Source organism: Kushneria phyllosphaerae, from assembly GCF_900312995.1.
GTDB lineage: Bacteria > Pseudomonadota > Gammaproteobacteria > Pseudomonadales > Halomonadaceae > Kushneria > Kushneria phyllosphaerae.
The window spans coordinates 1,113,745-1,129,415 of record NZ_ONZI01000001.1 but is presented as its reverse complement, the minus strand read 5'-3'; the positions used below and the strand labels follow the sequence as shown (position 1 = coordinate 1,129,415).

14 protein-coding genes are annotated in these 15,671 nt (G+C 61.3%); 4 read left to right on the top strand and 10 right to left on the bottom strand.

From position 1 onward, the window contains the following. Positions 1-65: 65 nt before the first annotated feature. The 3 genes from KSP9073_RS05030 to KSP9073_RS05020 all read left to right on the top strand — a co-directional run bounded on the left by KSP9073_RS05030 (position 66) and on the right by KSP9073_RS05020 (position 3,061). Positions 66-509, top strand: a complete 444-nt coding sequence (locus KSP9073_RS05030; protein WP_108841798.1) for a PACE efflux transporter — start codon at positions 66-68, stop codon at positions 507-509. Positions 510-600: 91 nt separating this feature from the next. Next, the gene (locus KSP9073_RS05025) at positions 601-1,722 is read left to right on the top strand and encodes a CobW family GTP-binding protein (protein ID WP_108841797.1); all 1,122 of its coding nucleotides are present in this window, start codon (positions 601-603) and stop codon (positions 1,720-1,722) included. Positions 1,723-1,843: 121 nt separating this feature from the next. Next, positions 1,844-3,061, top strand: a complete 1,218-nt coding sequence (locus KSP9073_RS05020; protein ID WP_108841796.1) for a GTP-binding protein — start codon at positions 1,844-1,846, stop codon at positions 3,059-3,061. Positions 3,062-3,110: 49 nt separating this feature from the next. Here the strand turns inward: KSP9073_RS05020 and copD are convergent, their stop codons facing one another. From copD to KSP9073_RS04970, 10 genes are all read right to left on the bottom strand, one after another. Beyond that, positions 3,111-3,986 carry a copper homeostasis membrane protein CopD gene (gene copD / locus KSP9073_RS05015; RefSeq protein WP_133240991.1) on the bottom strand — a complete coding sequence of 292 codons (876 nt, stop codon included), beginning with the start codon at positions 3,984-3,986 and terminating at the stop codon, positions 3,111-3,113. A gap of 11 nt (positions 3,987-3,997) precedes the next feature. Then, positions 3,998-4,363 carry a copper homeostasis periplasmic binding protein CopC gene (copC, locus tag KSP9073_RS05010; protein WP_108841794.1) on the bottom strand — a complete coding sequence of 122 codons (366 nt, stop codon included), beginning with the start codon at positions 4,361-4,363 and terminating at the stop codon, positions 3,998-4,000. A gap of 125 nt (positions 4,364-4,488) precedes the next feature. Beyond that, a complete protein-coding gene (locus tag KSP9073_RS05005; RefSeq protein ID WP_108841793.1) occupies positions 4,489-5,202 on the bottom strand; it encodes an SDR family NAD(P)-dependent oxidoreductase in 714 nt (237 codons plus the stop codon). Positions 5,203-5,219: 17 nt separating this feature from the next. Continuing rightward, complete coding sequence (locus tag KSP9073_RS05000) at positions 5,220-6,116, bottom strand: polysaccharide deacetylase family protein (RefSeq protein ID WP_108841792.1); 897 nt, start codon at positions 6,114-6,116, stop codon at positions 5,220-5,222. Between the two features lie 101 nt (positions 6,117-6,217). Further along, entirely contained in the window at positions 6,218-8,449 is a 2,232-nt protein-coding gene (locus KSP9073_RS04995) for a xanthine dehydrogenase family protein molybdopterin-binding subunit (RefSeq protein WP_108841791.1), read from the bottom strand. Continuing rightward, positions 8,446-9,450, bottom strand: coding sequence for an FAD binding domain-containing protein (locus KSP9073_RS04990; protein WP_108841790.1), 1,005 nt, complete (start codon positions 9,448-9,450; stop codon positions 8,446-8,448). The genes KSP9073_RS04995 and KSP9073_RS04990 overlap by 4 nt, the downstream gene beginning before the upstream one ends. Further along, entirely contained in the window at positions 9,450-10,127 is a 678-nt protein-coding gene (locus KSP9073_RS04985; RefSeq protein WP_108841789.1) for a (2Fe-2S)-binding protein, read from the bottom strand. Before KSP9073_RS04985 ends, KSP9073_RS04990 begins: the two co-directional genes overlap by 1 nt. Positions 10,128-10,456: 329 nt before the next feature. Next, on the bottom strand, positions 10,457-12,691 hold the full coding sequence (locus KSP9073_RS04980; protein WP_108841788.1) for a xanthine dehydrogenase family protein molybdopterin-binding subunit: 2,235 nt from the start codon (positions 12,689-12,691) through the stop codon (positions 10,457-10,459). 15 nt (positions 12,692-12,706) lie between these two features. Next, the gene (locus KSP9073_RS04975; protein WP_108841787.1) at positions 12,707-13,696 is read right to left on the bottom strand and encodes an FAD binding domain-containing protein; all 990 of its coding nucleotides are present in this window, start codon (positions 13,694-13,696) and stop codon (positions 12,707-12,709) included. Between the two features lies 1 nt (position 13,697). After that, positions 13,698-14,291, bottom strand: coding sequence for a (2Fe-2S)-binding protein (locus KSP9073_RS04970; protein WP_108841786.1), 594 nt, complete (start codon positions 14,289-14,291; stop codon positions 13,698-13,700). 434 nt (positions 14,292-14,725) lie between these two features. Between KSP9073_RS04970 and KSP9073_RS04965 the strand changes: the two genes are divergently transcribed. After that, positions 14,726-15,373: a TetR family transcriptional regulator gene (locus KSP9073_RS04965; protein ID WP_207771410.1), complete on the top strand. Its 648-nt coding sequence runs from the start codon at positions 14,726-14,728 to the stop codon at positions 15,371-15,373. Positions 15,374-15,671 lie beyond the last annotated feature (298 nt).

Genomic DNA, 15,671 nt, shown 5'->3' with positions numbered 1-15,671 from the left:
CCAACTTGGGTTTGGCACTTTCATGAATGATAGTGCGTGGTAACACTGACCGGAAGCTCAACACCATGCGTACCACCCTTGACCGTATTCGCCACACCCTGATGTTCGAAATCATCGGCCTTTTGATCGTCATCCCTTTGGGCCACCTGCTCTTCTCGCTGGACACGACCCACATGGGCATGGTCGGCGTCATCAGTGCCGTGGTCGCCACGATCTGGAACTACCTCTACAACCTGGGGGTGGATCATGCCCTCAAGCGCCTGCGCGGCCATGTGCACAAGACCGTCGTCATGCGCGTGTTTCATGCCATCTGCTTTGAGCTGGGGCTGATCTGCGTGTTGCTGCCGCTGATCGCCCTGTATCTGGGGCAAACCCTTGCCGAGGCGGCACCACTGGTCACCTCGCTGGCGCTGTTTTATGTGGTCTATGCCTTTGTCTTCAACTGGGTCTACGACGTGGTCTTTCCCGTTCCGGCCGCGCAGGCACCGCAGACGTCAGCCAGCATCTGACGCGGGCGGGCAGCAGGCAGTTGACCGTATTGTTATAAAGTAACATTATAGACGCATGGCAAGAACCGCCCACCGCTTTTCAGGCAATGACATGTCTTATTTTGACACTTCTCCACCGCAGGCACGGCGTATCCCGGTCACCCTGTTGACCGGCTTTCTGGGCAGCGGCAAGACCACGCTGCTTAATCAGCTGGTGCAGCAGCCGAGCATGTCGCGCGCGCTGGTCATCATCAACGAGTTCGGGGAGATCGGGCTGGATCATCAGCTGTTCACCGCCAGCACCGACGGCGAACAGATCGAGCTCAGCAACGGCTGCATCTGCTGTTCGATTCGCACCGATCTGGCACAGACCCTGAAAGATGCGGTGTGGCGCTTTGCGCGCGAAGGGCAGCGTCAGTTTGATCGCCTGATCATCGAGACCACTGGTCTTGCCGATCCCGCCCCCATCGTGCATACCCTGATGAGTGAGGCGAAGGTCGCGCGACACTACGCGCTCGACGGCATCGTCACCGTCATGGATGCCGCCAGCGGTAGCACGACCCTGGATCGTCATGACGAGGCGCTGCGTCAGGCAGCGATGGCGGATCTCTTGTTGATTACCAAGCAGGATGTGGCCTCAAAAGAGCAGCTGGATGCCCTGCGCCAGCGACTGGCGGCAATCAACCCAAGCGCACCGCAAAGACTGCTAGATCATGGTCACATCGAGGCCAACGACCTGTTGGGCCTGGGGCCGGAAGATATGGACGTGCGCAGCGCCGATATTCAGCGCTGGCTGGGCGAAGCCGCCTCGAACGCCGCCACCGCGCATTCGCCCACGCTCTCCGCCGGCGCGCTGTTTGCCCGCGTTGACAGCGCCGAGGTGCAGACCGGCATGTCGCCGGCAGCGCCGCTGCCTGATGCCAACCGCCACGACGACCATATCCGCGCTTACTGCTTCGTGTTTGAACGCCCGATCAAGGCCGCACGGCTTGAGGCGTGGCTGTCGCTGATCACCAGCCTTATGGGCCACGATATGCTGCGCATCAAGGGTATGCTGGACATCGAGGGCCGCGACCGGCCGCTGGTCATTCATGGCGTACAGCATCTTTTTCACCCGCCGGTTGAGCTTGAGGCGTGGCCGGGCGACGAGCGCTTTTCGCGGCTGGTGTTTATTACCCGCGACATCCCCAGGCAGACGCTTGAAATGACCCTGGGCGACTTTCTCGACGGCTGATCCGGAACGTTCACAGCTCTATAACATTCACGACCCTATAACGTTCACACCCCTGTGACGCCCCGGTTCGAGCGGCGCAACGCCCTTTATTAACGTTACGATATATCATTGCGAGAAAATAATGACGATACCTACTTCCAGCAACCGGCTTCCGGTCACCATCCTTTCGGGCTTTCTGGGGGCCGGCAAAACCACCCTGCTCAACCGGATTCTGGCCAATCGCGACGGCCGGCGGGTGGCCGTGATTGTCAACGACATGTCGGAAGTCAATATCGACGCCGATCTGGTGCGCGGCGGCGAAGCGCACCTGTCGCGTACCGAAGAGACCATGGTGGAGATGACCAATGGCTGCATCTGCTGCACCCTGCGCGGTGACCTGATCGAGGCTGTCAGACGCCTGGCGCAGGAAGGCCGTTATGACGCACTGGTGATCGAATCCACCGGCATCTCGGAGCCACTGCCGGTGGCGGCCACGTTTGAGTTTCGCGACGAGACCGGATTTTCACTGTCCGATGTGGCCCGCATCGACGCCATGATCACGGTAGTCGACGCCGCCAGCCTACTCAAGGATTACGCCTCGACCGAATTTTTGCAGGATCGCGGCGAGATCAATGGCGAGACGGATACGCGCACCCTGGTGGATCTGATGGTGGACCAGATCGAGTTTGCCGATCGCATCATTATCAACAAGATCAGCGACGCCGAGCCTGCCACCCAGGTCGCGGTGCGCGACATCATCAAAAGCCTCAACGGAGGCGCCAACGTGATTGAAACCGACTACGCCGACGTGGCCATCGACCGGCTGCTCGATACCGGCCTTTTTGATCCCGAGCGTTCGCATCAGCACCCGCTCTGGTATCGCGAGCTCAACGATTTCAATGCCCATGTGCCGGAAACCGAAGAGTACGGCATCAAAAGCTTCGTGTTTCGCGCGCGCCGCCCCTTTGATCCGCAGCGCCTGGATGCTTTCATCAAGGATGGCGAATGCTGGAAAGGCGTGGTGCGCGCCAAGGGACTTTTCTGGCTTGCGACCCGCCCCGAGCATGTCGGCATGATGAGTCAGGCCGGTGCCTTTATTCGCACCAAGCGCTACGGCTATTGGTGGGCCGGCATGCCCGAAGAGCGCTGGCCGAATGACCCGCAGTGGCGCGACGTCATGAAGCAATACTGGAACGAGCAGTACGGCGACCGCCGCAACGAGCTGGTCTTTATCGGTCAGCACATGGATGAACATGCCATTCGCTCGGCACTGGAAAGCTGCCTGATCGAATTACCGCACGAGGTGCCCCTGAAAGAGGCCACAGCCGGGCTTCGTGACCCCTTTCCCGCCTGGGACTGAATTCGTGGGACTGGTTTGCGCACGTCGCCCGGCGTGTGCAGCGATGAGGTCAGCCATGTCCGGGGGAAAGTGTGCCGAACCAGCCCACCAACGCGACCACACCAATCAGAATCATGATTTCCGCGATGGAGACCCGCCGCAGCCTGTCAAGTGCCCCCGCTTCCCGGGAAAGCCGGGGGACCAGCCGGTAGCGATTAAAGAGCGCCATGACCATCAAAAGCCCCACCAGCGCCACCTTGAGCCATAGCGCCCGCTGATAGAGCATGTCCGGCGCCAGTGGCCACCCCCCGACCACCAGCCAGGTGTTAATGACACCGGTCAGCACCCCGAGGGCCACCGCCAGATGACCGACACTGGAAAACCGGATCAGCGCCCGGGTGGCGCCGGCGCGCATCGAAGGCTGTCTCAAATACCCCAGCAGCAGTAGCACCGGCACCAGCGCGCCCAGCCAGAACCCCCCGGCCAGCAGGTGCCCCCAGTCATTGAGCCGATGCAGTGTGCCTGTCATGCCCTCATGCATCGCCGTATGGCCTGAAACGGTCAGCGTGGCGAGCATCAGTGCCGAGGCAATACCGACCCCCGAAGGATGGCGTAGCGCCCTCACGACAAGCACCAGGGTCAGCACGAGCAGGCTCCCCAGCTGCCAGCACCAGGCGTGGCCTACCAGGGTCTTCGTGACCACCAGCGTCAGCATTTTCAGGGAGAAGCCCGCTTCCCAGCTGCTGCCGATCGAGGCGGTCAGTATTGGCAGGGTGATGAGCGTGGCAAGCCCGGAGAGTCCGGCCGCGATCAGCCCCCAGGGGCGCAGGCGCTGCCACAGCGCGACGCGCAGCGATCGGTCCGCGACCAGCAACAGACAGACGCTGCCGCCCCAGAGCAACAGCGCGCTCAGATTAAAGACAAGGCGCGCGAGCAGCAGCGCCATGGCCGGCTCGATCACGGCGTGACGTCAAAGCGATACTGCCCCTGCGTCTTGTGGCCGTCGACCGAGAGCACATGCCAGCGCACGTCATAGCTGCCGCTTTCCAGCGACTCATTAATCGGCGTCACCAGGGTCTTGCCGCCATCCTGCAGTCGGGCCTCGTCGAGAGTGACGGCGTTACCGTCAGTGCCCACGACATCCACACCGCTGAACGGCAGTTCAAGGCCTTCACTGAAGGTCAGGCTGATCTCGTGCGGCGCAGAGACGCTCGCCTTTTCACCAGGCGTGGCCTCCTTTAAATGCGCATGCGCCAGGGCCTGCGTGCTGACGCTCAGAGCGATTAAAAAAAGCGGCGCCATCCAGCGTTTCAGGGCATTCATGTTGTTCTCCACGGGTGGGTCGTCTCGGTAAGACGGGGCCATCGCGCGGCCCCGACGCGCCATTGTCACCGCGATGACACAAGCTGAAAAGACACCGCGGCCGGATGCCTCAGTGGCCGAGAGGCTCAGTAATAGTCATCCAGAGAAGCATTGACGTTGAGTTCGGCAAGGCTTGCCGTATTGGGCATGTTGAGCGCCATCGACACCAGTCGGGCCAGATCCTCGGGCTGGGTCATTTGCTCAGGGGCGATGTTGCCGACCGACTCGCCCATATCGGTGGCCACCAGTCCCGGGCACAGCGCCGTGGCCCGAACGCCGTCTTCCCAGCCCTCCTTTCGAAGCGCGTGAGACAGCGCCAGTGCTGCAAACTTGCTCATGGCGTAAAGCCCCGATTGAGGGCTTTTGACCCGGTGTCCGGACAGCGATACCACTGACACCACGCGCCCCGCGCCGCTCGCTTTCAAATGCGGCCAGGCGGCGCGCGCCAGCCGCAGCGGCGCCTTGACGTTAATGTCGAATATCTCGTCGATGTCGGCATCTTCTGCCTCGATCACCGTTTTGGGGATCATGATGCCGGCGTTGTTGACCAGGGCATCAAGGCGGTCAAAGCGTGCCACCGTGGCCTCCACCCAGGCCTGATCAAAGGCATTGGTGGCGGCGTCATAGGGATGCACCAGCACGTGCTCCCCGGTCAGTGACGGATCGATCTCTTCCGGGCGGCGTACGCCCAGGCTCAGCTGCCAGCCCTCCTCTTTCAGGCGACGGGCAATGGCGGCGCCGATGCCGCGACTGGCGCCCGATATCATCGCAACGCGCGGTGAAGTGGCCTTTTTACTCATGGATGAACTCCCTGGTATTAAACGCCTTGTTGAACCGCGTGACGGGCGATTTGTCCGGGCGTGGTCCACCACACGCCGTCGGCCTCGCGATATCCGGCCAGGTCGCTGAGCACCTTGCGCAACAGGCGCAGTCGAAAGGGCTGCCCGGTCAGCCACGGATGCAGGGCAATGCCCATGACCAGCGGCTGATGGCGGGACTGCTCAAGCAGCTCAAGAAACTGATCGCGCATCATGGTGGCAAACTCGTTCATGCTGACCCGATGGGTCGAGATGGTCGGAATGTCGTTCAATTCCTGCGGATAGGGGATCGACAACAGCCTGCCATGACGGGTGCGCATGGTAACGGGGCGGTCGTCGTGCGCCCAGTTGAGCGTGTAGGTAAAGCCGGCTTCCTGCAAAAGATCCGGGGTGCGATCGCTTTCCGAAATCCACGGCGAGAGCCAGCCCTCGGGGGGCGTGCCAAAGTGGGCCGCCAGACGCTCGCGACTGCGCGCGATCAGCGCGGCCTCATCAGCCGGCGACATCTGCCCCTGGCGCTCGGCGTTGGTATGGCCGTGGCCAATCAGCTCGTGGCCACGGGCGACGAAGGCCTCCAGCAGCTCGGGACAGTGATCGAGAATCGAGGTGTTGGCGATCACACCGGCCGGCAGGGCGAGCGCCTCCAGCATCTCGAGAAATCGCCAGGCACCTACGCGGTTGCCGTACTCCCGCCAGGCGTAGTTGAGCACGTCCGGCTCACCCTCCGGCGCAGGCGGGGCAATGCCGGGCCCACGACCTTCGCCGAAGGCAAAGTGTTCCAGATTGACGCCCACATAGACGGCCAGGCTCGCCCCGCCGGGCCAGCGAAAATCATCCCGGTCGGTGATCGGGCGGTAGTCAAAACGTTCGTGGTGACGCAGATGATTAAGGGGCATGACAGGCTTCCGTGCGGGTAATCGAGTCCATCGGGGTCGTAACAGGCAAAACGCCGGCGCCTCGGAAGGAGACGCCGGCGTCAAGGTCGCCCGAACAGGGCTTACGCTGACGGCACGTCGGGAACGTTTTCCATCAGCTTCTCCTTGAAGATTGGCAGATCCCGGATGCGCTTGCCGGTGGCGTGATGCACCGCGTTGGCCACCGCCGCCGCCATGCCGGTAATCCCGATCTCGCCGATACCGCGAGCGCCGAATTCGTTGAACGCCAGATCAGGATAGTCGAGCAAAATCACCTCGACCTCCGGCGGCTGGTCAGCATGCACCGGCACCACGTACTCGGCGTAGTTGTTGTTCACCGGTCGGCCATTGCGCGCGTCATACTCGGTGGCCTCGAAATGGGCCATGCCCAGCCCCATCACGATCGCCCCTTCTACCTGGTTGCGCGCGGTCATCGAATTGATCACGCGCCCGACATCAATGGCGCTGACCACTCTGGCAACACGCAGGTTCGAGATGCCCGGGTCCCAGCGCACCTCGACAAAGTGCGCACCGAAGGAGCGATAGGAGTATTTATCATCAGCGCCTTTGGTGTGCGCATGCCCGTCAGCGCTGGCAAGCCGCTGGCCCTTGAGCACGTCAACGTAGTCCACGCGCTGCCCGTCATGTGTCAGCTGGCCGTTTTCAAACGTGAGGCTGTCGCTGTCGACGTCCTTGAAATCGCCCTTCTCGCTGGTAGCGTAGCCCTTGAGTTCCTTGATGGCCTCGCGCGTGGCCGCCGCGATGGCCGGCAGCGTAGTGGCCGTAGCCCAGGAGCCCCCCGAGACCGGGCCAGCAGGGTAGCTGGTATCACCCAGTCGCACGGTAACCTTCTCAAGCGGCAGGCCGGTCAGCTCGCTCACGGTCTGGGCAATGATGGTGTAGGTGCCGGTGCCGATGTCCTGAGTGGCGCAGGTGACAAACGCCGTACCGTCGGCGCGCAGCGACACCCGCGCCTCGCACTCGCGCTTGAGCGCCTCCCAGTTACAGGCCGCCATGCCATAGCCGATAATTTCATGACCCTCGCGCATTGACCCGACTTCCGGGTTGCGATCCTGCCAGCCGAACTTCTCGGCGGCCTTTTCGGTGGCCTCGCGGATGTGGTTGCTGGAGAAGTCGAGATCCAGACTCTCGTCGCGGTCGGCATAGTTGTTCATGCGAAATTCGAGCGGATCGACGCCGATCTCATGCGCCATTTCGTCAATGGCGGATTCCAGTGCAAACAGCCCGGGCGCCGCACCGGGTGCCCGCATCGAGGTCGGCGTGCCGCGATTGACCTGCGTGGTCTCATGACTGACCAGCAGATTCGGGCATGAATAGAGGCTTTTGGTCACGCTACCGCAGGTTTCGACGTACTGGTCGGTAAACGACGTCGTGTTGATCGACTCGTGACGCAGCGATACCAGCCGACCGCTTTCGTCGGTGGCCAGCCTCAGACGCTGGCGTGTCTCGGGGCGATGACCGGTGGTAGTGAACATCTGCGGGCGCGGCACCACCAGCTGCACCGGGCGGCCAATCTCGCGGGCAGCAGCAGACGCCGCCACCGCATGGGGCCACATCCAGAGCTTTGAGCCAAAGCCAGAGCCGATAAACGGTGACTCTACCCGCACGTGCGACGGGGGAAGGCCAAAGATTTTGGCGAGCGCGTTGCGCTGTACCACCACGCCCTGGGAGGATTCGAAAATGGTCAGGCGATCGCCCTCCCAGCTCGCCACGGAGGCGTGCATCTCCATCGGGTTGTGGGTCTCCACCGGCGTGGTGTAGGTCACATCGATGCTGTGGGCAGCGCCGTCGAAATTCCCCGCCGCATCACCACGCTCGTGATTGCCGCTGCCGGAGGTTGTGCCGTGGGCCTTCACGCCCTGATCGAGATTGGCGATGGCATCAGAGCTTTTGTAGCTCACGCTCACTTTGCGCGCGGCGGCGCGAGCGTTTTCAAACGTATCCGCGACCACCAGCGCCACAAACTGGCCCTCGTAGTAGATGTGATTGTCCTCGAACGGCAGGCGGGTCTCTTCGACCTTATTGCCCTGGGCAAAGGAGGCCGGCGAGCGGTGAAGCTCGGGGAAGTGATCGTGATGAAAGATATCGATCACGCCCGGAGACTGGCGCGCGGCGTCCAGATCCAGCCCGGTCACGGTGCCACGAGCGATGGTGCTGAAGACCCCATAACCATAGGCCATGTTGTCGGGATGATGATCGGCGGCGTAGGGTGCCGCGCCTGTCACCTTGCGCTGGCCGTCGATGCGCCTGGGCCCGGAACCAATAGGGCCTGCGCCAATGATGCTGTCACTCATGACGTTCTCCTGTCTTCCTGCGCGGTCAGGGTAGTGAGATTGCGCACGATGGCCTGCTGGCCCAGCGGAATCTTGAAGGCGTTATGCGCATAGGGCGTGGCGCCCTGCATCGCGATTTCGGCAGCCTTCTGGAAAGTCGCCTCGGTAGCCTTTTGCCCCTTGAGGGCGGCCTCTGCCTCATGGGCGCGCCAGGGTTTGGTGCCTACCCCGCCGAGCGCCACTCGAGCCTCCGTGATGGTGTCGCCATCGAGGGTGACGATCACGGCGCTTGAGGCCAGCGCAAACTGATAGGAGGCGCGGTCGCGCAGCTTTAGATAGCGTGATCGGCTGTTCTCAAGCGGGGCATCCAGCGTCACGTGGGTGATCAGCTCGCCCGGTTTCAAAGCATGCTCGCGTTCGGGGGCATCACCGGGCAGCAGGTGAAAGTCGAGAAAATCGATCTCGCGCTGGCCGTCCGGCCCTTCCACGGCCACGGTGGCGCCGATGGCGGCCATCGCCACGCACATGTCGGAGGGGTGGGTGGCGATGCAGTGCTCGCTGGTGCCCAGTACCGCATGCACGCTGCGATTATGACCTTCGATCGCCGCACAGCCCGAGCCCGGCTCGCGCTTGTTGCAGCTTGAGACGCCATCGCGAAAGTATGGGCAACGCACGCGTTGCATGACGTTGCCGGCAGTGGTGGCCTTGTTGCGCAGCTGCGTGGTGGCGCCTGACAACAGCGCCTCGCTGAGCACGGCGTACTCATTCTTGATCCGGTCATGACGTGCCAGCGCCGTGTTGGTCACCAGCGCACCAATGCGGGTACGACCGTCATCGAGCGTTTCAATCTCGTTGAGATCGAGCCGGTTGATGTCGACCACCTGATCCGGGCGCATGATGTCGATCTTGACCAGATCCAGCAGCGTGGTGCCCCCGGCCAGATAGGCGGCCTGCTCGCTCTCGCCATGGGTCGATACCGCCTGACGGGGACTGTCGGCCCGCGCATAGTCGAATTCGCGCATCAGCTCACTCCCTGCATCTTGCCGCGGGCATCCTGAACGGCGGCCAGAATGTTCTTGTAGGCGCCACAGCGACAGATGTTGCCGCTCATCGCCTCACGCACCGAGGCGTCATCGCTGCCGATGCTGTCATCGTTGAGAATGGCGACGGCACTCATGATCTGCCCCGATGTGCAGTAGCCGCACTGGTAGGCATCATGGGCCCAGAAGGCCGCCTGTACCGGATGCAGATCGTCCCCGTTGGAAAGCCCTTCGATGGTGGTGATCTTGTCACCGTCGTGAGAGACCGCCAGCGACAGGCAGGAGTTGATCGCCGTATCGTTCACCAGCAGCGTACAGGCGCCGCACTGGCCCTGATCACAGCCCTTTTTGGTCCCGGTCAGCTCAAGGCGGTCGCGCAGCACATCGAGCAGCACGGCGTTGGGCTTGACGTTCAAGGTATGCGCCACGCCGTTGACAGTGAGCTGGATCTGCTGCTCACCCTTGCCGGGCGCGCCATCATCGCGCGGCTCGGTGGGTGCCTTGTGTTGTTGACCGGCCTGGGCAATCTGCGCCCAGGCCGGCGCCGTGGCGGCCGCCAGACTGGAGGCGCCCATGGTCTTGAGAAAACGTCGCCTTGAGGGGAAACGGGCATCGAAGGTTTCAACGCCCGATCCGTCACCCTTATGGTGATCACTCATGTATCACTCCTCATTACATCAGGACGCAAGGAGTCAGCTGCGCCCTGCATCATCACGGTCGATAGGGGTATTGGCGGTGCCAGCCGCCAATGGTGGCGCCTTGAGGCGCTCTGAAATCGTGGGGTCTGTCAGAAGTGCCGGGCAACTCGTTTGCCGGCAAACGAGTTTAGCCTGGACCCGGGTCATCGAGATTGCCAGCGCTGTCGTGACACCTTTCAGCCCCCGTTCAGACGGACTGTTCGGTCGGAATGGCTGAACGACCTGCTCGATAAAAGGGCCGGCTCTTTTGCAAGAGCCGGCCCGGTCATACAGAAGATGCAGGCTGAAAGTCAGGGGGCCAGCATTTTCTCGATCGAGATGGGCAGATCACGAAGACGTTTGCCGGTGGCGTTATAGACAGCGTTGGAAATCGCTGCCGCAATACCGGTCAGGCCGATTTCACCAACCCCGCGCGCGCCAAACTCGTTGTGCAGATAGTCGGGATAATCCAGCAGCTCGACATCGATGTGAGGCATGTCGGCATTCACCGGCACGATGTAGTCCGCCAGATTGTTGTTGTAGGGATAGCCGCTGTGATCAAACTCGGACTGCTCAAACAGCCCCATGCCCATGCCCATGACAATGCCGCCCTCGACCTGGTTGCGCGCGGTCATCGGATTAATGGCACGACCGATATCAACCGTGGAGACCACGCGTGACACGCGCAGGCGCGAAATGCCCGCATCCCACCGAACTTCCACAAACACGGCGCCAAAGGAGCGAAAGCTGTATTGCTCCTGCTCGTCGCCGGGTCTGGCAGAGGCCTCGCCGTCGATCAGACCCAGCTGGTTATCCTTGAGCAGCTGCGTGATCTCAACGCTTTTATCGCCACTCACCAGTCTGGCGTTTTCAAGCTCGATGCTGTCGGCATCGACGTTTTCAAACACGCCGCCTTCGGCCGTGGCCAGCGTTTTAAGCTGCGACAGCGCCTCTCGGGTGGCCGCCGAGACGGCAGGCAGCACCGTAGATGTCGCAAAGGAGCCGCCGGAAAGCGGGCCGGACGGCAGTGAGGAATCGCCCAGGCGCACGTCGATCATTTCGATCGGGATACCGGTCAGCTCGCTGGCCGTTTGCGCCACGATGGTGTAGGTGCCGGTACCAATATCCTGCGTGCCACAGGCCACCATCAGGGAGCCATCAGCGCGAAAGCCCACGCGCGCCGAGCAGTGCTGGCGCATGGCTTCCCAGCTCTGGGTGGCCATGCCATAGCCAATGATCTCGTCACCGTCCTTCATCGCACCCGGCGTGGCGTTGCGCTTGTCCCAGCCAAAACGGCTGGCCGCATTATCCCAGCACTCCTGTAGATGATTGCTCGACCAGGGCAGACCGGAGGCCGGATCGGCATCGGCGAAGTTTTTCTTTCTAAGCGCCAGGGGGTCCATGTCGAGCTTGACTGCCAGCTCATCCAGCGCCGTTTCCAGTGCAAAGTTGCCGGAGGACTCACCGGGCGCACGCATCGGACATGGCGGGCACTTGTTGACATCGACCAGCCGGTTGGTGACAGCCACATTGCCGCCGCAGTCATACATCTTGGGCGTGGCGCCGCTGACGGTGTCATCATGCTTGCCGGCCGGCGAGCTTTCGTTGCAGCCATCATGGTGGATGGACAGCAGCTTGCCACTCTCGTCAGCACCCAGACGCACGCGCTGCAGCGAGGTCGGGCGATAGCCGGTGGCCAGGTACTCCTGCTGGCGCGACAGCACCGTCTTGACCGGACGACCCAGTCGACGCGCGGCCACGGCCGTCATGATGGCGTGTGGCCACATGAAGAGCTTGCCGCCGAACCCGGAGCCGATGAAGTGTGAGATGACCGTCACTTTTTCCGGCGGAATGCCGAAGATCTTTGACAGCGCGTTGCGCTGAAAGACCACACCCTGAGAGGACTCATAGATGGTCAGCATGTCGTTTTCCCACTGCGCCACCGAGGTGTGCATCTCCATGACGCTGTGGCTTTCCTGAGCGATCGAGTAGCGCTGATCAACCGTGACGGCTGCACCTTTCAGGGCGCTGTCGGCATCCCCCAGCGAGGAGGCATCACCGGGCTGCTCTTCACCGGGCAGGTCGCCCTCGCCGCTATCCAGGCTCTTGATATCGGTCAGGAAATCATCGTCGCGCTCGTAGTTGGCCTTGACCTTCAACGCCGCAGCTCGGGCGTGATTGAAGGTGTCGGCCACGACCAGCGCAATATATTGACCCTGATAGTGAATCTCGTTGTCTTCAAACGGCAGACGCGGCTCGCTGGTCAGGTTTTCTTCCGCGAAGCTGTTCGGCGAGCGGCTGAGCTGGTCGAAATTGTCGTGATGAAAAATATCCAGCACGCCCGGCATGGCCAGTGCGTCATCGAGTTCCAGCGAGACCAGCCGGCCCTTGGTAATGGTGCTGGTGACCGGGTAGCCGTAGGTCTGATTGGGCAGGTTACGGTCGGCGGCGTAGTCGGCGCCGCCGGTCAGCTTGAGCGTGCCGTCAATACGCGGCTTTTCGGCGCTCAGATTGTATTCGCGGGTCTTTCCGGTATCGGTAGTCATGTGATCTCTTCCTGATCAGGCGCGAGCAGCGGCGGTGGCATCTCTGAGCGCACGCACAACAGCCTGCTTGCCCAGCGTGATCTTGTAGCCGTTGTGGCTGTAGGCCACGGCATCTGCAAAGGCGGCCTCGGCGGCACGCTCGAAATTCTCCTGCGTGGCCGGCTGCCCTTTCAGGGCCTCTTCGGCGGCCGTGGCGCGCCAGGGCTTGGTAGCCACACCACCGAGCGCCACACGTACGTCGCTGACACTGTCACCGTCGAGGGTGACGATGGCGGCGCAGGAGGCCAGCGCAAACTCGTAGGAGGCGCGATCGCGCAGCTTGAGATAGTGCTGACCGCCACCGCGCGGGGCATCAAGAATCACATGCGTGATCAGCTCGCCCGGCTTCAGGTCGTGCTCACGTTCGGGGGTCTCGCCCGGCAGCAGGTGGTAGTCTTCAAAGGCCACTTCACGCTGGCCGTCGGGGCCTTCCAGCACCACCGTGGCGCCGGCGGCGACCATGCCAACACACATATCGGAGGGGTGCGTGGCGATGCACTGCTCGCTGGTGCCCAGCACCGAATGATTGCGATTGATGCCCTCAATGGCCGAGCAGCCCGACCCCGGTTCACGCTTGTTGCACGGCATGTCCGGATCCCGGAAGTAGGGGCAGCGGGTGCGCTGCATGACGTTGCCACCGGTCGTGGCCATGTTACGCAGGCCGGTCGAGGCCCCGGAGAGCAGCGCCTCGCTGAGCACCGGATAGCCACGCATTACGATCTCGTGTTTGGCAAGATCGGTGTTGGAGACCAGCGCGCCGACCTTGAGCCGACCATCTTCCAGCGTTTCGATGCGCTTGAGCGGCAGTCGGCTTACGTCGACGACCTTCTCGGGCTGCATGACATCCAGCTTGACCAGATCCAGCAGCGTGGTGCCACCGGCAATAAAGGCCTCGCCGTCATGGACACGGCGATGGCTGACGGCCTGATCGACGGCCTCGACACTTTCAAGTTCAAACGCTCGCATGTTACTGCCCTCCCCGCATCTTGCCGCGGGCACTCTGCACCGCATCAAGGATGTTCTTGTAGGCCCCGCAGCGGCAGATGTTGCCGCTCATGGCCTCACGCAGTGAAGCCTCATCACCATCGATGCTGTCGTCGCTGATAACGGCCGAGGCGGTCATCATCTGTCCGGCCGTGCAGTAGCCACACTGGTAGGCATCGTGCGCCAGAAAGGCTTCCTGAACCGGGTGATGGCCCTGCTCGAAGCCGGCGCTTTCGGCAAGACCTTCGATGGTGACGATCTCGGCGCCTTCCTGCAGACAGGCCAGCATCAGGCAGCTGTTGACGCTGCGACCGTTGACATGAACGGTGCACGCGCCGCACTGGCCGTGGTCACAGCCCTTTTTGGTGCCGAAAAGACCGAGCTGTTCGCGCAGAACATCCAGCAGCACCGCGTTGGACGCGACCTGCAGATCATGCTGCTGACCGTTGATGGTCAGGGTGATGTGGCGGACATCGGAAGGCTTGCCGGCAGAAGCACCGGGGCGTTCGGCGATCTCTGCCTGGGCGCCGGGGGTACAAAATCCCACGCCTGTAGAAGGACGGATAACAGGTGCCATGAGTCAGATCCTCATCAGTCGTCTTGTAAGGTCGTTATTTCGTCGTGATCGTCCGAACGCCTCAAATGGCGTAGGCCGGGCCACGTTTTATAAGAGTTGAAGTCATTGGCCAGAGTCGATGCCGACATCCATGGATGTCGGCCGAGAGCGCCATGGTGCATTGCCACGGGGCTTATAGGTGCTGTCAGGAGATTATAAGGTAGGTAACGAATGTCATGTCATCAACCCGGTCATGCCGTCAGCCGGAGTAACCCGTATCTCATCCACCATGCTCAAACGCTGAAATGAGGGAAGAAGACCAATGATCTATTCAGGATCGCTGGCATCAAATATACAATCGCGTATGTATGCATTATTGTGCACCCGCTTGCGTGAAACGCCCTGTCCGCGCAGCAAGGCCATTTTATGACAGGTTTAACGTCAAGAAGACGTCCATGAGAAAGACCAAGGAAGAAGCGGAGCTGACGCGTCAATCGCTTATGAATGCCGCCGAGCACCTTTTTATCGAAAAGGGGCTTAGCCGTACCACACACAACGACATTGCAACGCGTGCTGGCGTTACACGAGGTGCGCTGAACTGGCACTTCCCGGAAGGCAAGACCAGCATTCTGGCCGCGCTTTTAGAGCGAAAGCGTCAGATGACCGAGCGTCTGGCCGCCCATCTGGCGCAGTGCGAGCAGCTTGCCCACGCCCCGGTTTCCATCATGCGCCTGACGCTGGTGCAGGACCTGGAGTCACTGTCACGTGACAGCCGGCTTCAGCGCATTTTGCTGCTGACCTCGTCGCGCAACGAGTTCATCGGCGAATTTGCCTGGGTCAACGACCAGCTCGACCTGCATACGCAGGAATGCCGCGACATGATGAGCCATACATTTCGTCGCGGTGTTGACTGCGGTGAGATTGCCCTTCGCCACGATCTGACGCCTGCCATGGCAGCCTCGATGCTATTGTCATGTATCAAGGGTGTGGTCACGGACTGGCTATTGAAACAAACGCTTTTCGAGCTGTCCCATGACAGCGAAAAGGTTGTCAGCACCCTGCTTGATAGCGTAGTCATCTGGCAGTATGGCCCTGTTTCCTGACAGGGCTTTCCATCTCCTTTCTGGTCTTCGCCCTCCTTTTCACCACATCGATTCCACTTCATCTTTAGTTAGTAAATATCGACTTCCTTTTTCTTTACCAGCCCAGCACTGGTGCGGGTGCAACCCTTCCTAAATCTCTAATAATCCTTTTCTTAACATGAATCAACATTAAACCATTTATAACAAAAACCCCTTTCCCTACTGAACTTATATCCTCGCCAATTCCTTGACGTTTGGCCCTTTCAATCTATTGTTTATAAGTAGATGCCGGACAGGATGGAATAACGTTCTGTGCATA